Raw genomic sequence first — 24,480 nt, forward strand, 5'->3', positions numbered from 1 at the left:
TTGCGGTTCGCATCGCCCGAACATAAAAGAACCCCAACCTTGGGGGCAAGAGCGGAGAGCAGCCATGAACATTCTTATTTTGGGCAGCGGCGGACGGGAACATTCCATAGCATGGGCTGTGAAACAGAACCCGAAGTGCGACCACCTGATCTGCGCACCCGGAAATGCTGGTATGGCCTCTGTCGCCACCTGCATGGACCTCGACATTCTGGACGGGCCAACCGTAGTATCCTTTTGCAAAACCCACGATATCGACTTTTGCATCATCGGCCCCGAAGCGCCCCTTGCAGCAGGTGTCGCTGACGCGCTGCGCGCGGCGGACATCCTCACCTTCGGTCCTTCGGCTGCCGCAGCACAACTTGAATCCTCCAAAGCCTTCACCAAATCCATATGCGATGCTTCCGGCGCACCAACCGCTGCTTACGGCCACTTCACCGACGCAGAAGCCGCGAAGGCATACATCAAGGAACAGGGCGCCCCGATTGTCGTAAAAGCCGACGGGCTCGCCGCCGGTAAAGGCGTAGTTGTCGCCATGACACTGGAAGACGCCCTTGCCGCCGTAGACGATATGTTCGACGGCTCCTTTGGCGAAGCGGGTGCAGAAGTCGTGGTAGAAGAATTTATGGAAGGCGAAGAAGCCTCCTTTTTTGTCCTCTCTGATGGCACCTCGATCCTGCCCATCGGCACTGCGCAAGACCACAAACGCGCCTACGACAACGACGAAGGCCCGAACACAGGCGGCATGGGCGCCTATTCCCCGGCACCGGTCCTAACCGAAGCGCTCCAGAAAAAGGCGATTGAGGAAATCATCCAGCCAACCATTGATGAAATGGCGATCCGCGGCACACCCTATGAGGGCGTGCTCTACGCAGGGTTCATGATCAAGGACGACCAACCCCGCCTAGTGGAATACAACGCCCGCTTTGGCGATCCGGAATGTCAGGTCATTATGATGCGCCTTGGCGCTCAAGCCCTCGACGTCCTCATCGCCTGCGCCGAGCAGCGCCTCGAACAAGTCAGCCTGAATTGGGCCGATGACCATGCGCTTACAGTGGTGCTCGCCGCAAAAGGGTACCCGGGGGCTTACGAGAAGAACACGCAAATCAACGGCCTGAACACAATCGAACCCAGTTCCAAAGCACAAGTCTTCCACGCAGGCACCAAACAGGATGGCGACAACACCCTCGCCACCGGCGGCCGTGTGTTGAACGTCACTGCAAGAGGCGACACCTTACAAGAGGCCCGCGACCGTGCTTATGCCATGATTGACCAGATTGATTGGCCCGAAGGCTTCCACCGCAAGGACATCGGCTGGCGTGCCCTCAAATAAGGGCAACCGGAAGCCTCTTTTTGGTTCAAATATCCAAAAACAAACGGCGCCCCGCGAGGCGCCGTTTCAACTTGCAAGCCCGCATAAACCTTCTTCAGGCCGCAGCACGCACCGCCGCTGAAATGTCCCCCACAACCTGCTTCAACAGACCCGCATCCTCACATTCGCCCATCACCCGCACCAAAGGCTCGGTGCCGGATTTGCGGATCAACAGCCGACCGGAAGAGGCCAACGCCGCCTCTCCCTCTGAAATCGCCTGCTGCACGGCCGCATTTTCCAAGGGGTCTGGCCCGTCTCCGTAGCGCACATTTTCCAGCAGTTGCGGATAAGGCTCAAACACACGGGACAGCATGCTCGCGGTTTTCCCGCTCTGCACCAATGCTCCAAGGAACTGAAGCGCAGCAATCAAACCATCGCCGGTGGTTACATAATCCCGCATCACGATATGGCCCGATTGCTCTCCGCCAAGGTTGAAGCCACCTTTGCGCATTGCCTCAACTACGTAACGATCGCCCACATTGGTCCGCAGCATAGTCATTCCGCGCCCTTCAAGGTGCTTTTCCAATCCCATATTCGACATCACAGTCGCAACCAGCGTGTCATGGGCCAAACGACCTGACGCCGACCACTGCTGTGCAATCAGCCCCATAATCTGATCACCGTCAGCCACCCTGCCTTTTTCGTCAATTAGCATGACACGATCTGCATCCCCATCAAGACAAATCCCCACATCAGCGCCATTGGCCACCACCGCCTGTGCCGCTGTGTCGGGATGGGTTGATCCGCATCCTTCGTTGATATTGAATCCGTTGGGAGAAACGCCAACCGGGATAACCTCGGCGCCCAGCTCCCACAACACCATAGGAGCCGCTTTATAGGCCGCACCATTGGCGCAATCCACCACCACTTTCAAACCTTCCAGCAAACGCTGGCGGGGAAATGCAGTCTTGGCAAACTCCATATAGCGGCCCAATGCATCGTCGATCCGCTTGGCATTACCGATGTTTTCGGGGCGCGCCAGATCGACCTCGCCCATGACCATCTCTTCGATTTCCGCCTCTGCTGCGTCCGAAAGTTTGTACCCGTCCGGCCCGAAAAACTTGATTCCGTTGTCATGATGGGGATTGTGGGATGCCGAAATCATCACGCCAACATCTGCCCGCATGGACCGCGTCAACATGCCCACAGCAGGTGTCGGAACCGGACCAAGCAGGAAAACATTCATGCCGGTCGAGGTAAATCCACCTGTCATCGCATATTCAAACATGTAGCTGGAGCGTCGTGTATCCTTGCCAATCACAACACGGTGTTCTTTCTGGTCCCTGCGGAAATAGCGCCCCGCAGCCGCACCGAGCTTCAACGCCATATCCGCAGTCATCGGGTAACTGTTGGCGCGTCCGCGCACCCCGTCTGTGCCGAAAAGTTTCCGTGTCATTTGCCCTCCCTCACGCCTTTACAGCGTTGCCTGCCACAAAGAGATCGCCTGCTTTGTCGCCTTAATGTCATGTACACGTAATATCTGCACACCTTGACGCAGGGCCTCAAGCCCCAGCGCAACCGATCCCGGCCCCCGATCGGCGGCTTCCGGCGCATTTCCGATCACGCCAATGAAACGTTTGCGCGAAACACCCAGTAAAAGCGCACAACCAAGCCCGTGAAACAGGGACATGCCACGGATCAGCGCCAGATTGTGCTCAATGGTCTTGCCAAAGCCGATACCGACGTCCACCACAATTTGCCCCCGCGGAATGCCATGGCGCTCGGCATAGGCCACCCGCTCTGCCAGATGGTCGTACACGTCCAGCAGAACGTCACTATATTGCGGGTCATCCTGCATGGTCTTGGGATCGCCCTGCGCATGCATCAGACAGACCGAAACGCCATGACGCGCCGCCACAGCCGCGCTGTCAGGATCATAGCAAAATGCCGTAACATCATTGAACATGGACGCGCCAGCTGTCAGCGCCGCATCAGCGACTTCGGATTTGCGGGTATCAATAGATACAGGCAGATCAAACCCGCCCGCCCTCAGGGCTTTGATGACAGGAACGGTCCGCTCGATCTCTTCTTCCACCGGCACGAAAGCCGCGCCGGGGCGGGTACTTTCGCCGCCGATGTCAAAAATATCCGCCCCGCTTTCGGCCATCTCGAACCCGCGCGACACCGCATCCTCGAACCGGTTGTGCACACCACCATCAGAAAAACTGTCCGGCGTTGTGTTCAGAATACCCATGATCCGGGGGACATCCATTGACAGGCCGCATTTCAGCCTGCGCGGGGATACAAAGTTGCGCAGTTCAGGTTCGGGGACCATCGCAGCAGGAACGACCTCTGGTTCTGCATCACGGGACAGACGTTCCACATGAGTGAACCAACTCCAGCCCCCGGCCAGTGTGAGCGCACCGCTTGGCCGATGCCGGTCTGTCTGAACGATTGGCCGATAATATACAGAAGTGCTCATGGCTCCAGTACCTTCCGGTAATAGATCACCTTCTCCGTCTGCTCGAAACCCAACCGTTCGTGCATCAACTGGGAAGAATAATTCGACAATTCAACATCAGACCCGAATTCGACAAATCCTGCACGCTTGGCACGCATCAACAGGAATTCGATCAATGCCCGCGCGATCCCCTGACCGCGATAGGCATCTTCAACCCAAACGCCCTCTAAAAAAGGAACCGGCTGGGAGTTGCAGCCATTTGCGTAGTCCCGCAGCCCGTACTCTGCAAACCCGACAGCCTGCCCGTCCGCCTCTGCCAGAAAGGCAGAGCGTTTCGAGGATTTGTTGATACGGCCGATTTCCGCCAACAGGGCCTCATCTGAAAACTTGGGCCAGAGCTTTCGATACATGCCAAGCCAGACATTCTGATCCAGCCCGCGCATTTCTCTGATCGTTACATCCAAATCCACTCGCACTACCTGCTTTTGTCCCAACGCACGGCCATTTGTGCGCTTATCCCTGCAAAAGCAGCAAATACAAAGAAAATCAAGCCGTAGCGCAATTCGACCGCACCGTGGAAAACTCCAACAACAGCCACACCGATCATACCGACCCCGAAACGGGATGACATAGCAAAGGCGGATGCAATTCCTTTTCGCGCATCAAACTGATCCATCACACCTGTCAGCGCGTTTGAACCGATCACGTGAAGCAATGGCATGATAATCAGCCCTGCAGCATAAACCGCCCAGCGGTCAAACACCCCGAAGGTACCGCAAAACATCAACACGCCGCAGGCCATTGCAATCAGCCCCTGCCAAAGCAGCGCCTCCCGATAGCCGATCCGCCCGACAAGATAGATGTTTACGAAATTCGCCCCACCGGCCAAAGCAGCCCCTGCCGCAAAAAGCCACGCATAACCCGAAACCGACATTCCGTAGGTTTCAACGTAAAGAAAAGGTGTTGCTGAAACGTAAACGAAAAACAGCCCCGATATGGACGACAATGCTGCAACATACATCATCGCCACAGGGTTCTTCATAATTCCCAAGTAGCCTGTCAAAACCTTTCCAGGATGCAGAGACTGACGGTCCGATGCTGCCAGCGTTTCGGGCAGTTTCAGAAAACTTGCGATGAATGCGGCGACCGATCCGGCGGCCAGTCCCCAGAATATCCAGCGCCAGCCCCACCATTCTGCAACCCATCCGCCAAGTACAGGTGCCAGCATTGGTGCGATCACCATGACCATCATGATAGCGGACTGGCGCTGTGACAGCCGGTCACCGGAATACAAATCCGCCAGCAAAGCCCGCCCCGCCAGAAGCGACGCACTGCCCGTTATGGCTTGTAAGAACCGGAAGACGACCAGCATTTCCGCGCTGTTAACGACGGCGCAGCCTACGGAAAACACGCCAAACCCTGCCAGCCCCCAAACCAGAACCGGACGTCGCCCGATTGTATCGGATACTGGACCGGAAATCACCGGACCGAGTGCTGTGCCAAGAAGATAAGAGCCGATTGAATATTGCACCATCGCTTCCGAGGTCGCCAGATCCCGCGCGATCAACCCGAAAGCCGGCAGATAGGCATCCACCGCGAACGGCCCCAACATGACCACCGCAATCAAAAGTGCCAGCAAACTGCGCTCATGAGCTATTGGATCGAACCGCATCGCGAGTTTCCCTTCCCGTAAGATCTACAGTGCGTCCGGTGTTGTCAGCGCGCCGCTGCCCGCAACACTCAGCCCGTCAGCCCCAAGTTCACCGGCAATCCAGCGGGCCAGATCTTCGGCATCACTGTCTGCGGTCAATCCGCAATCAACGGCGTCCAAAACCATTTTTGATGGAGCCCAGACCGAAAGCTGGCCGTTTTTAATAGCCCAATCCAGCTCTGTCCGGCTCGACACGACCACACATCGCGGATCGCGCCCAGCCAGCATCCACGCATTCTGTTCTATTGCCAGAAGACGCAACCTCTGATCGACCGACTTTCGCCCCGTGGCCGCAAAGCCAGTCTGCACAGGTTCAAGACAGAGGATCGCCGGACGTTCATGATCTGCAACCGCATCAATCCATTCAGCGCCCCGCGCCGGCGCCAGAATTTCATTTGGCAACAAAACGACCAACGGCTTCAGATTTTCAAGATCAGTTCCCGGACCGGAAGGATGTCCGGATTTTCGCCGCACGATCTCAACCCCCAGAGATCCCGGTATCCGGTCAAGCTTTTCGATACGCACAAACACGCGCTCTGCCTTAGCATGGGACAAGATGCGCTCCGCAATGCGCTCCGCCAGTGTCTCCAGCAGGTTCAAACGCTCTGCCGCCAGTTCTGCTGCAATAGCTTCGGTGATCGTGTCATAAGACAGGACCTGATCCACATCATCCGTGTCGGCTGCACCGTGACGTGCAACCTCGAGAACGACATTAAAACGGATGCGCTGTTCCACGTCCCGTTCCGACTGAAACGCGCCGATTTCGACCGAAGTTGTAAAATCCCGCACCGAAATCCGGTCCAGCGGTGCGTCATGCGCCGTCGCACGCGAACGCGCCTCAACCGTGTCAAACGCCAGTGATGTTTCGTTTGTCATGCAGAACCCTCACCCAAGATACCCTAGGCATTTACCTGTGGGGCGGCAGCAAGACAACCAATAGTGTTTCTAAACAGGTTAATTAAATGGAACCGGATCAGAGTGTCCCGCGTTCTACCCTCACAAAGGCAGAGACGCATGAAACGAAAAATGCCCCTTTCGGGGCATTCTCAAACTGACATAAACGAACCGGCTGGTTAGCAGATCAGCTCGGATGATAGAAGAAATGCGCACCAACGGATGCCGTGCGCCGGAACTTGCGAGACCAGCGCGGCTTCACCGCTTTGGTGTGATAGAACAATGCACCGCCAGTCACTTTCGCAAGGCGCCCTTCCAGCATCAACTTGGCAATCTTCGCTACGCGCGCGTATGCGCCTTTTTCGCGGTAAACTTCCGCGTGGCCGTCACACTTGTAGGAAAACTGGCAACCCGGTTTACCACCGACACCCTGATTGATCACACCGCAAACTGTATTTGGAAACCGCTTGGAGTTTTTGCGGTTCACGATCACTTCAGCAACCGCCGCAATCCCCTTAAAACTTTCACCGCGAGCTTCGAAATACAGTGCTTCCGTCAGGCAGGCCCACTCCGCACCGCCGGTGGCTTTAGGCATCTGCTGAAGCTGTTTGAAATTTGTGACAACCGAAGTGTCAGCCGCTTCAGTTTTCTCTTTCGGGCGGGACAAACTCGCGATACGGATAAGGGAATTACCGCCGACACCGGCAATTTTCTTCGCCCGATTCGTTCCCAGTGCTTCCAACTGGCGCCGCTCCTGGGCCAGGATATCATTCACCGGTTTAATTCCGACATCAGCAGAGGCAATCTGCCCCGAAGTCCCTATAGCCAATGCAAAAATCGCGATGGCCGGACAAAGTCCGTTCTTGAATTTTGACAGCATTTTCATAGCGCACACATACGCCGCACCCGTCCGGAGGCAGATCCCAAACCGTGCGGTTCCTTATTTTCCACATAAAACTTAAGGCGTCGTATAGTCGAAAATTCCACATTTGCACAGACTTTTAGAAACCCAGCCGATTCCAGCCGGTCCCGTACTCTGTGCTAAGGGCTATTCCCGCTCAAGAATAGCCGTCTGCGCTGCGGACAGACGAGCCACAGGCGCACGGTAGGGAGAACAGGAAACATACTCGAGCCCGAGCCTGTGACAGAATGCAACCGATGCCGGATCACCTCCATGCTCGCCGCAAAGCCCCAGTCCGATATCCCCTCTTGCCTCCTTCGCACGGGTTACAGCGATCTTCAGCAACTCCCCCACACCGTCTTCATCGATGGAATGGAACGGATCTTCGGCAAACACACCGCGATTGACATAGGCCCGCATAAATCGTCCGGCGTCATCGCGGCTCAACCCATAGGTCATCTGCGTCAGATCGTTGGTCCCGAAACTCAAAAACTCTGCATATTGCGCAATCTGGCCCGCTTTCAGCGCAGCGCGGGGGGTTTCCACCATCACGCCCACCGAATATTCCAGTCTCTGACCGGTAGCCATCTGCACTTCTGAAGCAACGATATCCACGCGGCCTTTTACGATCTCAACCTCTTTATTGGCAGAAACCAGCGGTATCATGATCTCCGGCTTGATCTGGGTGCCGAATTTCTGCTGTACCTGTGCCGCCGCCTCAAAAATCGCGCGGGACTGCATGTCATAGATACCCGGCACTGTAAGGCCCAATCGCACACCGCGCAGGCCCAGCATCGGGTTATACTGCTTCAAATCTTCCGCCCGCCCGAGAACCTTGGCCAGTGGCAGGTCCATCGCCTCGGCAAGGCTCCGGATCTCCTGCGGGCTCTGGGGCAAAAACTCGTGCAGGGGCGGATCAAGCAGGCGAATACACACCGGCAGCCCCACCATTGTTTCGAACAGTTCCACAAAATCGGCCCGCTGCATCGGAAGCAACCGGTCGAGCGCTGCCTGACGGTCTCGATCCTGATCGGCAAAAATCATTTCGCGCATGGCTGTTAAACGGCCCGGTTCAAAGAACATATGCTCCGTGCGACACAATCCGATTCCGTCCACCCGAAAAGTCTGCGCCAGCCGTGCATCCGAAGGCGTGTCCGCGTTCGCCCGAACCCCGAGCTTGCGAAACTCGTCCGTCCAATCCAGCAAGGTGTTGAACGCACCACTCAGGTCCGGTTCGATCAGATCCGGCGCACCGGCAATAACTTCGCCTGTTGCGCCGTCCAGCGTGATCATATCGCCTTCCGCAAACTTCCGTCCGTCCGGCAAAGCAAACCGTTTGCGACGCAGATCAATGTCTATGTCGCTCGCCCCGACAATACAGGGCAGCCCCAGCCCGCGCGCAATGACAGCCGCATGGCTGGTAATCCCGCCCCGTGCCGTCAAAATCCCCTGCGCCGAATGCATTCCCCGAATATCTTCCGGCAGGGTTTCAGTGCGCACCAGAATACAGTTTTCATCCCGTGCCGCACTGGCCTGTGCAGCCTCTGCACTAAAGACAACCTTTCCGCAGTTCGCACCGGGACTGGCCGCGATCCCCTGCGTCAGCACCTCGTAGCGCGCCTTGGGATCAATGTGCCGGTGCAGCATCTCTGTCAGCGATCCGGGCGTGACCGACAGAAGCGCAGCTTCCTTGCTCTGCAGACCGTCGTTGGCCAGTTGCACGGCAATTTCCACCTCTGCCCGCCCCGAGCGTTCCGCCGGACGCGCGTCAAGCACCCAAACCTTACCATCCTGAACCGAGAACTGGATCAGCACTTCGTCCCGCAAGATATCCCGTGCCTGCGCAGTCAGGTCTTTCAATTGCGCAAAAACCTCCGGCACAACATCTTCCATAGAAGGGCCACGGGCATCCCGCCCCAAAAACAGTTCGCCTCCCCGCCCAGTGACAGAATCATGCCCCTGACTTTCGCTCAGATAGCGACCATGGGTGCCTTCCATGCCGGTTGCCAGTGCAGTGAACTGGGCACTGCCCACACCGCATTCGCCCGTTCCGGACCCGGGCACCATATCCTGAACGATCAGGCCAAGCCCTGCATCCATTGGCGCGCCCCGCGCCTGCCGCAAAATCCGTGCCGTCGTACCTTCCCACATCCGTGCGACCGCCCGCAGCACCTGTTGCATCTGGATCACCGGATCCTGCGGAAAAGGTTCGTCCAACTCGTCTTCGTAAAATTCCAGCAGCGCTTTGATCAGACGGGCATAATCCCGTCCGCTGTTGGTAAATTCCGCTTCCACCAACTCTTCAAGATCGTCTTCGTCCAGCCGCGCCACTTTTTGGGAATAACTGCGGATGAACCGGCTATAGAGATCGTTTGCCCGCTCAATTCCCATGTCGCGCGCCAGAATATCGCGGGTCCGATCACACATACCGATATTCAGCATAGCACGCGGGCCACCCCAATTGCGCTGTTCGGGACTACGCCGCACCGAATAAAGCGCACCCTGCTTCAGGATTTCCTTCAACGGCCCCAGATCCGGCACGTTGCCAAGCGCAAGACGATGCACCGCAGCCTTGGACACCGCGAACCCGCGCGGCACAGGCAGGCCTTTCGCCATCAACTTGCCAAGAATTTCCGCCCGAATCCCGTAATGTTCCGCCGGTAATGTGGCTGTACCGGTAATCTCGGCAATATCAGCGAAATTCGCCATGTATCAAAGGCTCCCGAAGTGGTTTCCCAAACACTAGGCCCACACCGAAAGCGAGGCAAGTACCCCCTTTCAGGAAATACCTTTACCTTCAAAGATTTAACAAATGGTTTAAGGTCTCGTTTAGGCGGCTTTACACGCCCACAAGCACAGGCCCCGCACCGGATGCGGGGCCTTGCCGGCGTTAGCCTTCAATCTTGCTGAAATCCGCGACCTGCCCCATGACGGTTCGAATACGGCTCAACAAATTCAAACGGTTACGCCGGACAACTTCGCTGTCTGCGTTAACCTGAACCGCCTCGAAAAAGCCGTCGATCGGGCCGCGCAGGCCGGCCATAGCCGTCATCGCAGCGCCGAAATCCTCGGCTTCCATTGCTGGTGTGATCGCGCCCTCTGCGGTGTCGAGCGCCGCAAACAGGGCCCGTTCCTCATCGCTGTCAGCGTATTTCACGTCTGCACCGTAGGAGTATTCCACCCCGTCTTTGGCTTCGGCCTGGCTGAGAATATTATTCGCCCGCTTGTACCCTTGCAACAGGTTGGTGCCATCGTCAGACTTCACAAACCCCTGCAACGCCTCTGCCCGCTTCACCAGCAAGGTAAAGTCGTCATTACTCGGCATCGCCAGACACGCATCAATCACATCATGAGAGATGCCCTTGTCCCGCAGATAGACCTTAAGGCGGTCGTGGAAGAAGGAGAGCAGGTCAGCTGCGTCCACACCCTCATACCCTTTAGAGAACCAATCCAAGGCATTCACCCGAACCCCGTTCTCCAGAACCAAGCGGATCACCCCCAGTGCCGCGCGCCGCAGTGCGAACGGGTCTTTGCTGCCTGTCGGCTTCTCGTCAATCGCCCAGAACCCTGTCAACGTGTCGATCTTGTCCGCCAGCGCCACGGCCACGGACACAGGTGCACTTGGCACATCGTCGCTTGGCCCCAGCGGAGAGTAATGCTCTTGCGCTGCCGCAGCCACCGCGTCGGATTCGCCTGCCGCTGCCGCATAATAGCGCCCCATCAGGCCCTGCAATTCGGGGAATTCATAGACCATCTCCGAAGACAGATCCGCCTTGGCAAACCGCGCAGCCTCTTCCGCCGCATCCGCATCCGCCCCCACAACGGGCGCAATCTCCCGCGCTAGTGCAGCGATCCGCTCAATCCGCTCCGCCTGTGATCCTAGTTTGTTGTGGAAGGTCACATTTTGCAGCTTCTCAACCCATTGCGCTCCGCCGGTCTCGGCAATGCGCAGATCGTTTTCCCAGAAGAATTTCGCATCCGACAGCCGCGCAAACAGCACTTTCTGGTTCCCCGCAAGGATCGTCACACCATTGTCAGCGGTTTCACGATTGGCCACGGTGACGAATTTTTCGATCCGGTCGGTTTTCGGATTGCGAACGCTAAAGAACTTCTGATGCTCCTTCATAGAGGTCTGCAACACCTCCGGCGGCAGGCCAAGGAAATCCTCGGCAATATCGCCCATCAGAACAACCGGCCATTCCACCAGCCCTGCGACCTCGGCCAGCAGACCCTTATCTTCAACCACTTCCAACCCTTGGGCAAACGCCTCGTTGGTCGCATCATTCCAGATCGTATCGGCACGGGATGCACTGTCGAGCACCACATTTGCTGCCGCAAGTTTGGCGGCGTAATCGTCAAAGCTGTTGACCTTGATCACTTCGGGCGCGTGGAAACGATGGCCCCGTGTCGTATTACCAGCCGCAATCCCATCCACGTCAAAAGGCACCACTTCGGCCCCTTCCGCATCATGCAGGATACACAGGATCGAATGCAGCGGACGCACCCAACGCAAAGGGCCACTGCCCCAGCGCATGGACTTCGGCCACGGGAAGTTGCGCACCACATCCGGCACAACTTCTGCAATAATCTCGGCTGCCCCCCGTCCGGGCTTTTCGATCAGGGCAAAATAGACCTGCCCTTTTTTCTCGTCCCGAACCTCAAGCTGGTCACGCGGTACCCCTGTCCCGCGGCAAAAACCTTCAATCGCCTTTTCCGGTGCATCTACCCGCGGTCCCTTGCGTTCTTCGCGCAGGTCAGGAGATCGATCGGTTAGCCCAACCACAGACAGCGCCAACCGGCGCGGCGTAACAAAAGCTCCCGCGCTCTCATAGGTCAGACCGGCCTCAACCAGACCATCCGTCACCAGTTTTTTCAAATCCTCGGAGGCGCGCTTTTGCATCCGCGCCGGAATTTCTTCGGAAAACAGTTCTAACAGCAGGTCAGCCATATCAATTCGTCCGTTTCTGGTTCCACGCCAAGGCGCGACCATCTTCATATACTGCAACAACCCGATCCACGCCGGGCACGACATCTTTTTCACCAAGGAATGCAACCGCATCCCCGCGATTCACATCCGAAGTTACCGCCTCTGCATCAAAACACGGCAAGGCTGCGTCCGGCTGCTCCGGAGCTATGGCGTCCAGAACTTCATAGGTTTCGGTCAGCAGTGCCGTTGACATGGGCGTGCGGAAACAGGCCCAAAGGCTTTGCGCACCACCCCCCAAAGCCGTTACCGCCTCGTGGAGAATATCTTCTGGCGCACCGCCGCCAACGGGTGTCAGCGCAATCACCAGATCAACCGGTTCTACAACTGCTTCTGACGCTGGCGCGTCGGGCTGTGCAGCTGCCAGACTGCGACTTTCTCCAACAGGCGCTGTTGCAGCAGCTTCTTCCTCAGTGCAGCTTTCGGGCAGGTCTTCGCCCTCGAACTGGGCCAATCCGCATTCGTTCATCTGGCGCCACATAAACGCCCGGCCATCAGGATATTGCGCAATGAAGCGGGAAAAACCAAATGGCTGGTTCCGCTCCGCCTGCAACACAACAGCTGCGCCGGATGCAATGTCTTCGGTCAGGGATTGCGCATCAAAGCAGTCAAACCAGCCCGGCGCCTGCAATGGAGTTGCGACATCCTTATAAGTATCAGTGGGCACATAATCCCAATCCACAGTGAAGCAGGCCCGCAGTTTCAGCGGCGACGTGTCCGCCGTAATCCCGCGATAGTCAGACACCGGAAAAGCATCGCCATAGGCGGTAACTTCCTCCAGACCGTCAACCCGTTCGTAATAGGCATAGGTCTGGCTGTACCACAGCCCTGCCCCCATCGCCAAAGCGACGCCTACAATCCCTGCGACCATCAGCTTGCCGTTCACGCCGCAGCGCCCCCTGCCTCTGTTTGCACGAAAGCGTCAGCACAGGCCTTGGCGAGTGCCCGCACCCGCCCGATGTAGGCTTGCCGCTCGGTGACAGAAATTACGCCGCGCGCGTCCAACAGGTTGAACAGATGGCTTGCCTTGATGCACTGGTCATAGGCAGGATGGGCCATAATGATCTTGCGTCCGGTCTTGGGATCATCCGCCGGTGCATCCAGAATACGCTGACACTCCGCTTCGGCATCCTCAAAATGTTTCAGCAACACGTCTGTATCCGCAATATCGAAATTCCAGCGGCTGTATTCCTGTTCGGTCTGTTTGAACACATCGCCATAGGACAGCGGGATCAGCGCGTCAGGATCGTTATAAGGCATGTCCATCACGTGATCGACACCCAGAATATACATCGCCAACCGTTCCAGCCCGTAGGTCAACTCGCCCGAGACCGGCTTGCAGTCATGGCCGCCAACCTGTTGGAAATAGGTGAACTGGGACACTTCCATCCCGTCACACCAGACTTCCCAACCCAGACCCCAAGCCCCCAGCGTCGGGGATTCCCAGTCATCTTCCACAAAGCGGATATCGTGCAGATCCATATCCACACCAATCGCCTGCAATGACCCGAGATACAGTTCCTGCAAATCCGGCGGGCTGGGTTTGATCAACACCTGATACTGGTAGTAATGCTGCAAACGGTTCGGGTTTTCCCCGTAACGCCCGTCAGTTGGCCGGCGGGAAGGCTGCACATAGGCCGCCGCCCAGGGGTTGCTCCCAAGGGAGCGCAAAGTGGTGGCCGGATGGAATGTTCCCGCGCCAACTTCCATGTCATATGGCTGAACAACGGCACAGCCCTTCTCCGCCCAATAGGCTTGCAATCTCAAAATAATCTCTTGAAAAGACCGCGGCTTGCTTTTCTCGACCACTGACATATTCCTATCCCACAGGGCTGTTCATTCCTGCGCCTTCCTTATGGAAACGTGCCATTGGGGTCAATTGCATCAAGGGTATTCCGCCGAACAAACCTTCGCCACACTCGCTCTTTTTCGTTCCATAGTCCCGCCCCGTTCTGGCCGGAATCCCCCGTTTTAATCTTTCTCACCACACATTCCGAACGATTCTCATAAAATTGTCGGGGTAAAATCGAACAGTTCCTGTCCGAAATTTCGGTCAGGGCACAGCTATTTGAAGAGATGAGACATGACTTTTACATTTGATTATGGTCCGGACCCCAGTTTCGGTTTCCCTGACACACTAAACTTGCTTGCATCAGGCATCTATGACGATCCATTGGCGCTGAAAGACGCCAGCCTCTACCAGTTTACCTACGACGGTCTGTCCTATGCTTTTTCCGGAAGCGGCTTTACCTACGGGGAAGTAAACGGCCAAACCGTACTGACAGGCGGCACGCTGACAGACATCTCCATTTCCACAGGCAGTGGCAGCCAGCTTGCCGGTCTCTCCGGTCTCAACATGCCCGCCGCTGATTACTTCACAGCATTTTCTGACGATTTCTCTCGCGCGGACACCACTGCCTTAGAGTCGCTTTTACTGACGAAAGACTGGATCTTTCACGGCAGCGACGATGCCAACACCCTTCTGCAAAGCGATAAATCCGCCGACAAATACAGCTATGCACCGACCGGTGATGATACAGCCTACCTGATGGGCGGCGACGATGTCTTTGACCTCGGAGATGGCGACGATACGATCTTCGGCGGCGAAGGCGAAGACACATTGTACGGCAATGACGGCAAGGACAAGCTCTACGGCGGCCTCGACAATGACGAACTCTTCGGCGGCAATCGTGGCGGTACAGACAGCCTTTACGGCGGTGACGGCGAAGACATCCTGCATGGCATGAACAGCAGCGACAAGCTCTGGGGCGATGCTGGTCAGGACATCATGTATGGCGGAACCGGTCAGGACGTAATGTACGGCGGTACAGGTGATGACGTGGCCTACGGTGAAAACGGCCGCGACAAGATGTACGGTGACGAAGGCAACGACACGATGGATGGGGGCAAGTTGTCTGACCGTCTGTACGGCGGCGCTGGCGAAGACGACCTGAGCGGCGGCAGCGATGAAGATGAAATTTACGGCGGCCTCGACAATGACGCACTTCACGGAGGCCTCGACAATGACACGCTATACGGCGAAGACGGCGACGACCTCCTGAACGGCGACGAGGGTAAGGATATCCTCTACGGCGGCGCAGGCAGCGACGCCCTTTACGGTGGCAACGAAGGCGGCACCGACAGCCTCTACGGTGGTGAAGGCGATGACTATCTTGATGGTGGCAACAGCGCTGACAAGCTCTGGGGCGACGCAGGTGATGATGCGTTGGACGGAGGCACCGGCAACGACTTCCTTTATGGCGGCGACGGTGCGGACGTGATCACTGGCGGAGACGAGAACGATAATCTCTACGGTGGTGCTGGCGCCGATACTTTTGTATTCTCAAGCAATTCGGGCGATGATGTTATCCACGACTTCGACGCATCCGAAGACAGCCTCTCCCTCTCGTCGACACCGGTAGATGTGACGGAAATCGGGGCCGACACTGTACTTACTATGTCGGACGGTGCGACGATCACCCTTGTTGATACGCTCCTTGAAACCGAAGGCACGATTGGATCTGTGTTACCGGACTATGGCACGCCAGAACCAATCACCTACACGCCCGTCCCGATCCACATCTTCGAACCTGTGATAATCGAAGAGGTATTTTTCGTCTGATCAACAAACAAAAAGCCCCCGCAGCTTATGGCTGCGGGGGCTATGTCATCCGGCTCGCGGTGTCGGGCGCCGGACGTTTACTTGGCTTTGATCACCAGCATTGTGACGTAACCGTCAATCAGGTACGGGCCATCTTTGGAAGAGTCGCCCATAAATTCGAACTCGCCCGGTTTGTCGCCTGTTGCATCAGTATGCAGCATCAGAACCATGCGATCACCAGACGGGATCGAAGGAGACGGTGTAACCAGAACGTTTTCGTTCACACCAGCACTGATAGGCGTGTAACCCACTGGCTGATCCACTGTTGCAAAACCGTTGCCGTCGTTTTTAACAGTGTAAAGCACCAGATACCCGTCTTCTTCAGCGACCACACGCTCTGCAACAACAGTGTCATCAATAATGGTCTGATCTTGTGCTGTGATCGATACAGTTTCAGCACTCGCTGCGGACGCGCCGCCCAACAGTGCTGCTGCAGTCAAACCGGTCAGAAAATTTTTAGCCGTAAGCATTATACGTCTCCATAGTTATTCGTTTCTCGCTATTCCGGAGCGCGTCTTATTGTTTCAGAACAATACCTTGTGTATCGTTCTTCAACCGCGATGCCGTAACAGCCTGTCGATACAGTCACAACACCGCGAGATCGGATTTAGTTCCCGACAATCGTGTTTTTTTACACGTCAAAACCCGTTCAAACCGGAAATCCATTGAAAAATATAAGAATAATTTAACAAAAAAAAGGCCCTGCCATTAGCAGAGCCTTTCCAGTTTCCATACTGTCGGGGCAGTAAAACCGCCCCGATCCTTGCGGTTCAGGATGCAACCGCCTTCATAAAACGGTCGCGGATCACAACAGGATCCATTGTAATAACCGGGTTCTTGGCATTGCCGCTTTCACATTTGGACACGATGATCGTCATCTGATCCCCGTCCAGCGCCTTGCGCACTTCTGCGGCTGTGTCTTCGGCGCGGCACTCTACCACGTTCTCACACCCGCAGGCCGTAGCGACCGCCGCCAGCGAAGTCTTCTTTCCTGCATAGGTCGGCTGGTCTCCGGTGGACCCGTAGCTGCCGTTATCAATGATCAGCAGGATAAAGTTATCCGCCACATTATTCGCAATCGTTGGCAGGGTACCAAAATTGGTCAGAACCGACCCGTCCCCGTCAATGGCAATCACCTTCTTGGGCTGCGCAAGTGCCAGTCCCAGCCCGATTGAGGACGCCAGCCCCATCGTGCCCAGCATGTAAAAATTGCTCGGTTGATCATCAAGTGCGTGCAGTTCCTGACTGGGAATACCGATATTGCAAACGACAAGCTCGTCGGAAATCATCGGCACCAGAGTTTTCAATACTTCAGAACGGATCATTGGTCCCCGTAGCCTCCCCAGAAAGACGCATCGGTCAGGATCGCGACCGGCTTGTTGCACATGAATGTGTATTGCAGGATGTTATCCAGTTCCTCCACATCCGATTGCTTGTGAAAGTGGTAGGTCGGGATATTCAACTGCGCCAACAGCGCCTTGGTATGCACGGCCATTTCCACCTGACAAGCCACAGGCTCGCGCAGTTCCCCGCGATAGGAAATCAGCATCGGCAAAGGCATCCGGTAATACTGGATCAAGGTGGCCAGTGTGTTGATCGTCACCCCGATCGCGGTGTTTTGCATGATGATCGCAGGGCGCTTACCGCCCATGAACGCACCTGCGCAAAGCCCCATGCCCTCATCTTCCTTGTTGGACGGGATATGGAAAATATCCGGGCTTTCCTCTACCGCGTCGATCACTCCGGCCAGCTGTTTGCAGGGCACGGTTGTCACGAACTCGATCTTGTTTTTCACCATATCGGCGACAATCTTGTCGTTCACATCCATTGTGGCATGTCCTCTCTTCACTCGCCCTGCTTGTTCCGCAATTCCCGACACAGCACAATCCCGTTTCCCCAACTGGAGCGGAATTGGAAACCGGCCTTCGGGAATTGCGAAAGGCTTACAAAATGTCAGGCGTCACATAGATCAGTGTCGGCCCGCCCGCCTCAAAAGCCTTAACAATTGCCGCGCGCAGTGCATCAAGGTTTTCAGGTGCCGCAGAATATGCTCCCCAGGCCTCGGCCAGCTTGCAGAAATCTGGGTTGAGCGCCTGAACCGCATTGGGCGCGATCTGACTGTTCACCATACAATCCTCGATCTCCTTCAGCTTGCCGTTGTCCCAAAGGATAATCGGCAGGCTCAGCCCCAGTTCCACGGCCACACCCAGTTCCTGTACGGTGTACTGGAAGCCGTAATCTCCGGCCATGGCGATCACAGGTGCGGCGCCCACACCAATCTTCCCCCCGATAGCTGCCGGCAGCGCATAACCGAGCGTTCCAAAACCGTAAGGGTGATGCCAACGCCCCGGCGCGTCCATGCTGGTGGTCTCTTTGGACACATAGGCAAATTGCGTCATATCGGAAAAGATCTGCGTACCAGCGGGCAGCGCGTCCACAACAACATCGGCAATCTCGACAATGCCGGGCCGGTCCGCACTGATTTCTGCCTTCCAGCGCTTGCGCGTTTCAGCCACCTCTGCCGCGTTCCAATCCGTTTCGCCCCCCTGCACCAGCTCCGCCAGCCCCGCCAGAAACGCTTTGGCATCGGACAGGACCGTCATATCCGGCGCTGCCATCAAATCCGCCAGCATCGGCGGATCAATATCCACCCGTACAAAAGTCCCCTTGTGCCCCAGTTCATCGCGCCACAGATCCACCTCTGCCAGTTCTGTGCCCACAGCAACCACGTAATCCGCAGTCCCTAAAATACGCGCGCTTTCCGGCTGGATCAGCCCTGCCCCGAAACACAACGGATCATCAATCGCTGCAATACCCCGTCCCGCAAAGCTGGTGAAAGACGCAGCTTTCGTCTTGGCCAGCACTTCGCGGGCCTCTGCCGCCGCATGAGCCGCACCGCCGCCAAATACAAACACTGGCCGCTTCGCAGCCGCCAGCCCCTTGGCTATGGCTTCAAGCTGCGGCGCGCCAGCCGTGGGCAGCGCAGGCGTCACTGTCTTGGGCGCGCTATATTCTGCCTCCGCACCCAGCACCGCAATCGGAACTTGAATATGCTTTGGCCGCGGCCGCGCGGTTACAAACTCGCCAAAGGCACGATCCACAAGCTGATAAGCTGCCTCGGCTGTCTTGGCCTCCTCAGACCAGTCGCACACAGTCTCTGCCGCAGCCCTCTGGTCTTTCATCTGGTGCAACTGCCCCTTCTTGGCGGCAACCTCATCCAGACAGGAGGACATCACCAGCATCGGCACACTATCGCTATAGGCCTGCCCCATGGGTGTCATGATATTGCACAACCCCGGCCCCGTAATCACATAAGCCACACCGGGCTTGCCTGTAGCCCGCGCATAGCCGTCCGCCATAAACCCTGCGCCCTGCTCGTGACGTGCCAGCACATGGGTGATACCGGCCTCTTCGATGCCACGGTACATTTCCACATTATGCACGCCCGGAATCCCGAAAATCGTGTCCACCCCACGATCTTTCAACATATGCGAGATTTGTGCGCCCAAAGGTCGTTTCATTCAGTTTCTCCAGAAATTAGCCGTAAACAGTACAAAAACCGCCATCAATTCCAAGCGCCCGACCAGCATCCCAATGGCAAGAAGCCATTTTGCAATGTCGTTAAGTTCGCTGAAGTTGCCCGACGGCCCGATATAATCCCCCAGTCCGGGCCCGACATTTGCCAACGCCGTTGCCGCGCCGGAAATGGCTGTAACCTTGTCCAGACCTGTCATCCCCAACGCCACTGACAACACTGCCAGTGAGGTAAGGAACAACATGAAGAATGCCATGACAGAAGAAATAACCTCATCCGGCACAGAGCGGCGGTTATACTTCAATACAAATACGCCATGCGGATTATGCAGCCGCTTGATCTGCACGATGATGGCTTTCACCAGAAGTTCGTAGCGGAACACCTTGATTGAACAACAGGTGGACCCCGCGCAGCCCCCCACCAGACCCATCATGAAAAACAGCATCATCGGAAAGTGTCCCCATGACTGGTAATTCACGCTGGCGTATCCCGTGCCCGAAATGATCGACGCCACATTGAACAATGCCTCACGGACAGAACGTTCGAGGTCATCATGGTTATGAACCAGCTGGTAAATCGTCAGCACCACAACCAAAAGCGCAAACAGGATCAAAAACGCCCGTATTTGCGAGTCACGGTAAAGCGGCACGGCTGTTCCTGCCACCAGTTGCACGTAGCGAACAAAAGGCAGGCTCGCCAGCATCATAAACACCGTCGCCACATATTCCGCCGGCCCCTGAAACGCCCCGAAAGAGGCGTCTTCAGTGGAAAATCCACCCGTAGACAGGGTCGTAAACGCATGCACCAGCGCATCAAACCCCGACATGCCCACCGCAAGGTAGCAGGCAAAGCAAACCACCGTCAGCACCACGTAAATCACACCGATCTGACGGGCAATCTCTGCCGCTTTGGGCAGGATTTTCCCCATGGTTTCAAACCCTTCGGACCGGAATATCTGCATCCCCCCGACCCGCAGCATGGGCAGGAACACCATCGCCACAACAATGATCCCGATGCCACCGAACCACTGCATCATCCCGCGCCACAACAATATCCCGCGTGGTAAATCGCCAAGCCCTTCAAACACCGTTGAACCGGTGGTCGTCAGCGCGGACATCGCCTCAAAAAAACCGTCAACCAGACGGGCATCGGTGGCGCCGAACCAGAACGGCAACGCCCCGAACACAGGCAGCACAACCCAAACACCAGTCGTCAGAATAAATGTCTGCTGGATCGAAAGCCCGCCGGTGGAACTGTTCGCACAGGCCAATGCCAGCGATCCCCCCGCAAGCGCTGTCAGCACGCCTGACAACCCGAACACCCACCATTCCGGACTGCCATCGAAAATGTCGATCAGCATCGGAAACACCATGGTGCATCCAAGGGCCAGAGATAAAAGGCCGATCACATAAGCGGCAGGGCGAAAATCAAACATAAACGCAGGCTTGGCGCTCTGCAGGGAAACTGTCAAGCGATCTGTCGCATTTCAAAAACGCCACCTGTTTCGCGGTCAAAGAACGTCTATCCATTTTCGTTAAATATCCGCAGGGGGAGAGGCGCAGCCTCGGGGGCAGCATGCCCCTGTCCCCCGCCCGGAGCTTCCCTGTCACCCGCGATGGATCAGGGTTTCAAACATGCGCGGATCAAGGGTGGAGGATTCAAACATTTCCCCCCGACACAATACCGAAATCGCATCATGACTGTGCAGGCTCTCCTGATGGCTTGCCACCACGCGGAAATCCCCGATACGGGCATCTTCTGCCAAAGCGCGGTAAAACAGGCGCACGGCATCTTCCACAAAGATCGGATTTGCAGCGTTCATCTCTGCAAAAGCCTGCTCGTCCTCGCGCTTGACCATCACTTGTGTCTCGGTCGGGACCGCACTGTTGCACAAGGCAACCACATCCTCGAACCACAGCACATCACCGGGCAGAACCTCTGCCGAAATCCGCGCGACCGAACGTTGGGAATGGGGGGTGGCCAGTTGCCCGCGGGTGCGACGTGCATGTTCGGACAATTCCAGCGAACAGGGACAAGTAGAGGAATACACGTAATCCAGATGCAAAATCCGCGTCTTGGTGCCATTGCGATAGGTCGATTCCAGCGCGATATCGTAATATTGATACCCTTCCAGACCAGAGCGCAGCGATTGCTTTTTCATCGGAAAAGACAGGCGCATCTGGATGCGTGCATCCAGACTGTCCAGATCGCTCACGTAGTCCCCAAGGGCCGCGTCAATCACATCAAAGCTGAACACGCTCTCTGCATGGGCATAAAAAGACCGCATGATACGGCTCATGTTTATGCCCTTCTTGTTCTCCTCCAAAGACACCGTCCCGGTGACAGAGGTTTCAAGAACCATCTCCCCTTTATCGCGGGTCAAATAGCGTAGCGGCAGACGGAAATTGGAAATTCCCACATGCTGGATCGCGGTTTTTGCCCCTTTTATAAGGCTTGCCGGACCGTTCTGCAAATCCGGCAAACCCGCAATATAGGCTTTGTCGGCAACCAGATTTTCAGGATAAACCGTTGACAGCGCGGGATAAGCATCCCCGACACCGCGGGCCAGCGCACCGGCAGCTTCCGCCGGTGCCAGATTGGCGAAGGCTGTTACTTCGTTGCCGGACGCCCAGCGCCGCAAAACTGCCAGAGCTTCGCGTGCGTCTTGTTCCGTCGGGGCCTTGCGCTTGTCCTCGGAAAGGGTTTCGGTCTCAATAGCTGGGTCATGAACGTTCATGGATCACCCCTTGGTTTAACCGCAGATGCTGTCTATATGCGCATCCTTGCCAGAAATTCCAGACAAAGTCTCCGGAAAACCGACATTTACCCCGCCAAAGCCGCCAGCATGTCTGCCAGAAGATCGTCGCGGTCTTCCAGTCCGATGGATATCCGCACCAATCCGTCCGAAATACCCAGCCCGGCCCGCTGCTCATCGCTGAGGCGCTGATGGGTTGTAGTGGCCGGATGGGTGATGATGCTTTTGGCATCGCCAAGATTGTTGGAAATCCGCACGATTTGCAGCGCATTCAGGAATTTGAACGCAGCTTCCTTGCCTCCCGCCAGTTCCAGCGAAAGCACAGTACCGCCCCGCGTCATCTGCTTTTGTGCCAGTTCCCGCTGCGGGTGATCCTTTGCAAAAGGATAGATCACCTTGGAAAGGGCTTCATGCCCGCCCAGTTTTTCAGCCAGATAGGTCGCATTTGCTGCCTGAGCCTCACAGCGCAGCGCCAGGGTTTCCAACCCTTTCAGCATCACCCAAGCGTTAAACGGACTCAGCGCCGCGCCGGTGTGTTTTAGATAGGTCTGCAAAGGCCCGCGTACGAACTCCTTCGTGCCCAGAACGATCCCCCCGAGACACCGCCCCTGCCCGTCAATGTGCTTTGTCGCGGAATAGACAACCACATCCGCACCCAATTCCAATGACCGCTGGAACACTGGTGTCGCGAATACATTATCCACCACCACAACTGCACCCGCAGCATGGGCAATCTCGCTTACTCCTGCAATGTCAATGACTTCCAGCGTCGGATTGGAAATCGCCTCAAGGAAACAAACTTTGGTATCAGGCCGCACCGCCTCGCGCCATGCGTCCAGATCTGTGCCATCCACCAGTGTGACTTCTACACCGAATTTCGGCAGGATTTCTTCGACAATGAACAGACAGGAGCCGAACAGCGCACGGGCCGCCACAACATGATCGCCCGCCTTGACCAGCGACATCAGCGCCCCGTTCACCGCCGCCATGCCCGACGCCGTTGCGAAAGCGTCTTCCGCCCCTTCAATCGCCGCCATCCGCTCTTCGAACATGGCCACAGTCGGGTTGCCATAACGGGCGTAGATGAATTCCTCTTCACCCGCCTCGATAAACCGCGCTTCTGCCTGTTCTGCACTGTCGTACAAAAACCCCTGCGTCATAAAGATCGCTTCAGAAAGCTCCCCGAATTGGGACCGTTTCGTTCCGGCATGTACTGCCTTGGTGCTTGGCTTCCAGTTGTCCATCAACATCATCCTTCTTGCGGGCTGCATAAGGGGTCAGCCCAAGAAAAAACCCCAACCGTAACGACGATCGGGGTGCAACTTCTTAGACCTCGACCTTTTAGTGGAAAGATTAACGTGGCCCACAATCCGGTTACAAATCGCCACGGATTTTCCATACGCCAGCGACAAAAGCCGGTCAATGGCTGAACAACACTAGGAGAATGCAAAAAATCGCCGCACCACGGGATTGTGAACCGACGAACTGCCCGCTTTCCCGAAATTCGCACGAATGTTCTCTTGCACGATAATGTCCTGCATATCACTCTGCCCCCAAAGGAGAACCCTAATGCAAGACCCGATAGACCTTTACTACTGGCCCACCCCGAACGGATGGAAAATCTCCATCGCCTTGGAAGAATTCGGCCTGCCCTATAACACCCACCTTATCAATATTGGCAAAGGCGACCAGTTCGCGCCGGATTTCCTGAAAATCGCCCCCAACAACCGTATGCCGGCCATTACCGATCCGGACGGGCCGGACGGTTCGCCAATATCCATCTTTGAAAGCGGCGCGATCCTGCAATATCTGGCCCGCAAAACCGGCAGGTTCTGCGGCGAAACCGAACGCCAGCGCATCGAGGTAGACCAGTGGCTGATGTGGCAGATGGGCGGCGTTGGCCCTATGGCCGGACAATGCCACCACTTCATAAAATACGCGCCCCACATGGACCCGCCACAGGACATTCCTTACGCCAAAGACCGTTACCGCGCAGAAACTGCCCGTCTTTACGGAGTGCTCGACCGCCGCCTGGAAGGGCGTGATTTCGTCTGCGACAGTTTCTCGATTGCCGATATGGCAATCTGGCCCTGGGCAAGCCTTTGGGAAGGTCAGGAACAAACTCTGGAAGACAAACCCAACCTCGCCGCGTGGCTGGCACGCTGCGCCGATCGCGAAGGCGTACAAAAAGGTCGCGCCCATTACGCAGAACTGCGCTCTGACAACCGCGGTAAGGAAGCTCAGAACAACCTGTTCAAACGCTAAAGAC

General features: G+C 56.4%; 20 protein-coding genes and 1 riboswitch. Of the genes, 3 read left to right on the top strand and 17 right to left on the bottom strand.

Annotated features, from left to right (window positions below):
* The first annotated feature begins 64 nt into the window (after nt 1–64).
* The gene (gene purD / locus C0U40_RS07255; protein ID WP_101655091.1) at nt 65–1,330 is read left to right on the top strand and encodes a phosphoribosylamine--glycine ligase; all 1,266 of its coding nucleotides are present in this window, start codon (nt 65–67) and stop codon (nt 1,328–1,330) included.
* Between the two features lie 94 nt (nt 1,331–1,424).
* On the opposite strand, the gene glmM is transcribed toward purD, so the two are convergent.
* From glmM to C0U40_RS07305, 10 genes are all read right to left on the bottom strand, one after another.
* Nucleotides 1,425–2,765 (bottom strand): phosphoglucosamine mutase, encoded by a 1,341-nt coding sequence (glmM, locus tag C0U40_RS07260; protein ID WP_101655092.1) that lies wholly within the window; start codon nt 2,763–2,765, stop codon nt 1,425–1,427.
* A gap of 18 nt (nt 2,766–2,783) precedes the next feature.
* Nucleotides 2,784–3,791, bottom strand: coding sequence for a dihydropteroate synthase (gene folP, locus C0U40_RS07265; protein ID WP_101655093.1), 1,008 nt, complete (start codon nt 3,789–3,791; stop codon nt 2,784–2,786).
* Nucleotides 3,788–4,240 carry a GNAT family N-acetyltransferase gene (locus C0U40_RS07270; RefSeq protein WP_101655094.1) on the bottom strand — a complete coding sequence of 151 codons (453 nt, stop codon included), beginning with the start codon at nt 4,238–4,240 and terminating at the stop codon, nt 3,788–3,790. Before C0U40_RS07270 ends, folP begins: the two co-directional genes overlap by 4 nt.
* A 5-nt stretch (nt 4,241–4,245) precedes the next feature.
* Nucleotides 4,246–5,442 (bottom strand): multidrug effflux MFS transporter, encoded by a 1,197-nt coding sequence (locus C0U40_RS07275; RefSeq protein ID WP_101655095.1) that lies wholly within the window; start codon nt 5,440–5,442, stop codon nt 4,246–4,248.
* A 24-nt stretch (nt 5,443–5,466) separates the two neighbouring features.
* Complete coding sequence (locus C0U40_RS07280; protein ID WP_101655096.1) at nt 5,467–6,357, bottom strand: dihydroneopterin aldolase; 891 nt, start codon at nt 6,355–6,357, stop codon at nt 5,467–5,469.
* 205 nt (nt 6,358–6,562) lie between these two features.
* Entirely contained in the window at nt 6,563–7,261 is a 699-nt protein-coding gene (locus C0U40_RS07285; RefSeq protein WP_286134839.1) for a cell wall hydrolase, read from the bottom strand.
* 162 nt (nt 7,262–7,423) lie between these two features.
* Nucleotides 7,424–9,985 carry a putative PEP-binding protein gene (locus tag C0U40_RS07290; protein WP_101655097.1) on the bottom strand — a complete coding sequence of 854 codons (2,562 nt, stop codon included), beginning with the start codon at nt 9,983–9,985 and terminating at the stop codon, nt 7,424–7,426.
* Between the two features lie 181 nt (nt 9,986–10,166).
* Entirely contained in the window at nt 10,167–12,224 is a 2,058-nt protein-coding gene (gene glyS, locus C0U40_RS07295) for a glycine--tRNA ligase subunit beta (RefSeq protein ID WP_101655098.1), read from the bottom strand.
* A gap of 1 nt (nt 12,225) precedes the next feature.
* Nucleotides 12,226–13,146 (bottom strand): DUF6446 family protein, encoded by a 921-nt coding sequence (locus tag C0U40_RS07300; RefSeq protein WP_101655099.1) that lies wholly within the window; start codon nt 13,144–13,146, stop codon nt 12,226–12,228.
* Entirely contained in the window at nt 13,143–14,075 is a 933-nt protein-coding gene (locus C0U40_RS07305; protein WP_101655100.1) for a glycine--tRNA ligase subunit alpha, read from the bottom strand. The genes C0U40_RS07300 and C0U40_RS07305 overlap by 4 nt, the downstream gene beginning before the upstream one ends.
* 268 nt (nt 14,076–14,343) lie before the next feature.
* Here C0U40_RS07305 and C0U40_RS07310 point away from each other — a divergent pair, with 268 nt between their 5' ends.
* Nucleotides 14,344–15,882: a calcium-binding protein gene (locus C0U40_RS07310; RefSeq protein WP_101655101.1), complete on the top strand. Its 1,539-nt coding sequence runs from the start codon at nt 14,344–14,346 to the stop codon at nt 15,880–15,882.
* Nucleotides 15,883–15,959: 77 nt separating this feature from the next.
* Here C0U40_RS07310 and C0U40_RS07315 read toward each other — a convergent pair whose 3' ends face one another.
* From C0U40_RS07315 to metZ, 7 genes are all read right to left on the bottom strand, one after another.
* Nucleotides 15,960–16,391: a DUF7282 domain-containing protein gene (locus C0U40_RS07315; protein ID WP_101655102.1), complete on the bottom strand. Its 432-nt coding sequence runs from the start codon at nt 16,389–16,391 to the stop codon at nt 15,960–15,962.
* A gap of 300 nt (nt 16,392–16,691) precedes the next feature.
* Nucleotides 16,692–17,246 (bottom strand): sulfopyruvate decarboxylase subunit beta, encoded by a 555-nt coding sequence (comE, locus tag C0U40_RS07320; RefSeq protein ID WP_101655103.1) that lies wholly within the window; start codon nt 17,244–17,246, stop codon nt 16,692–16,694.
* Entirely contained in the window at nt 17,243–17,749 is a 507-nt protein-coding gene (gene comD, locus C0U40_RS07325; protein ID WP_101655104.1) for a sulfopyruvate decarboxylase subunit alpha, read from the bottom strand. Before comD ends, comE begins: the two co-directional genes overlap by 4 nt.
* Before the next feature lie 115 nt (nt 17,750–17,864).
* The gene (locus tag C0U40_RS07330; protein ID WP_101655105.1) at nt 17,865–19,442 is read right to left on the bottom strand and encodes a 5-guanidino-2-oxopentanoate decarboxylase; all 1,578 of its coding nucleotides are present in this window, start codon (nt 19,440–19,442) and stop codon (nt 17,865–17,867) included.
* Nucleotides 19,443–20,891, bottom strand: coding sequence for a TrkH family potassium uptake protein (locus C0U40_RS07335; RefSeq protein WP_101655427.1), 1,449 nt, complete (start codon nt 20,889–20,891; stop codon nt 19,443–19,445).
* 171 nt (nt 20,892–21,062) lie between these two features.
* Complete coding sequence (folE2, locus tag C0U40_RS07340; RefSeq protein WP_101655106.1) at nt 21,063–22,193, bottom strand: GTP cyclohydrolase FolE2; 1,131 nt, start codon at nt 22,191–22,193, stop codon at nt 21,063–21,065.
* Between the two features lie 86 nt (nt 22,194–22,279).
* On the bottom strand, nt 22,280–23,455 hold the full coding sequence (gene metZ, locus C0U40_RS07345; protein ID WP_101655107.1) for an O-succinylhomoserine sulfhydrylase: 1,176 nt from the start codon (nt 23,453–23,455) through the stop codon (nt 22,280–22,282).
* Between the two features lie 77 nt (nt 23,456–23,532).
* A riboswitch (SAM riboswitch) is annotated at nt 23,533–23,609 on the bottom strand.
* 171 nt (nt 23,610–23,780) lie between these two features.
* Here metZ and C0U40_RS07350 point away from each other — a divergent pair.
* Nucleotides 23,781–24,476 carry a glutathione S-transferase N-terminal domain-containing protein gene (locus C0U40_RS07350; protein ID WP_101655108.1) on the top strand — a complete coding sequence of 232 codons (696 nt, stop codon included), beginning with the start codon at nt 23,781–23,783 and terminating at the stop codon, nt 24,474–24,476.
* Nucleotides 24,477–24,480: the final 4 nt, after the last annotated feature.

The organism is Neptunicoccus cionae, from assembly GCF_002860325.1.
In the GTDB taxonomy this organism is placed as follows: domain Bacteria; phylum Pseudomonadota; class Alphaproteobacteria; order Rhodobacterales; family Rhodobacteraceae; genus Amylibacter; species Amylibacter lutimaris.

Bases quoted from the DNA above. Each gene is read 5' to 3' on its own strand.
- folE2 (WP_101655106.1), bottom strand. From the start codon at position 22,193: ATGAACGTTCATGACCCAGCTATTGAGACCGAAACCCTTTCCGAGGAC.
- comE (WP_101655103.1), bottom strand. From the start codon at position 17,246: ATGATCCGTTCTGAAGTATTGAAAACTCTGGTGCCGATGATTTCCGAC.
- folP (WP_101655093.1), bottom strand. From the start codon at position 3,791: ATGAGCACTTCTGTATATTATCGGCCAATCGTTCAGACAGACCGGCAT.
- purD (WP_101655091.1), top strand. From the start codon at position 65: ATGAACATTCTTATTTTGGGCAGCGGCGGACGGGAACATTCCATAGCA.
- C0U40_RS07280 (WP_101655096.1), bottom strand. From the start codon at position 6,357: ATGACAAACGAAACATCACTGGCGTTTGACACGGTTGAGGCGCGTTCG.
- comD (WP_101655104.1), bottom strand. From the start codon at position 17,749: ATGGATGTGAACGACAAGATTGTCGCCGATATGGTGAAAAACAAGATC.
- C0U40_RS07335 (WP_101655427.1), bottom strand. From the start codon at position 20,891: ATGTTTGATTTTCGCCCTGCCGCTTATGTGATCGGCCTTTTATCTCTG.
- C0U40_RS07305 (WP_101655100.1), bottom strand. From the start codon at position 14,075: ATGTCAGTGGTCGAGAAAAGCAAGCCGCGGTCTTTTCAAGAGATTATT.
- C0U40_RS07285 (WP_286134839.1), bottom strand. From the start codon at position 7,261: ATGAAAATGCTGTCAAAATTCAAGAACGGACTTTGTCCGGCCATCGCG.
- glyS (WP_101655098.1), bottom strand. From the start codon at position 12,224: ATGGCTGACCTGCTGTTAGAACTGTTTTCCGAAGAAATTCCGGCGCGG.
- C0U40_RS07330 (WP_101655105.1), bottom strand. From the start codon at position 19,442: ATGAAACGACCTTTGGGCGCACAAATCTCGCATATGTTGAAAGATCGT.
- C0U40_RS07290 (WP_101655097.1), bottom strand. From the start codon at position 9,985: ATGGCGAATTTCGCTGATATTGCCGAGATTACCGGTACAGCCACATTA.
- C0U40_RS07275 (WP_101655095.1), bottom strand. From the start codon at position 5,442: ATGCGGTTCGATCCAATAGCTCATGAGCGCAGTTTGCTGGCACTTTTG.
- C0U40_RS07350 (WP_101655108.1), top strand. From the start codon at position 23,781: ATGCAAGACCCGATAGACCTTTACTACTGGCCCACCCCGAACGGATGG.
- glmM (WP_101655092.1), bottom strand. From the start codon at position 2,765: ATGACACGGAAACTTTTCGGCACAGACGGGGTGCGCGGACGCGCCAAC.
- C0U40_RS07315 (WP_101655102.1), bottom strand. From the start codon at position 16,391: ATGCTTACGGCTAAAAATTTTCTGACCGGTTTGACTGCAGCAGCACTG.
- metZ (WP_101655107.1), bottom strand. From the start codon at position 23,455: ATGGACAACTGGAAGCCAAGCACCAAGGCAGTACATGCCGGAACGAAA.
- C0U40_RS07310 (WP_101655101.1), top strand. From the start codon at position 14,344: ATGACTTTTACATTTGATTATGGTCCGGACCCCAGTTTCGGTTTCCCT.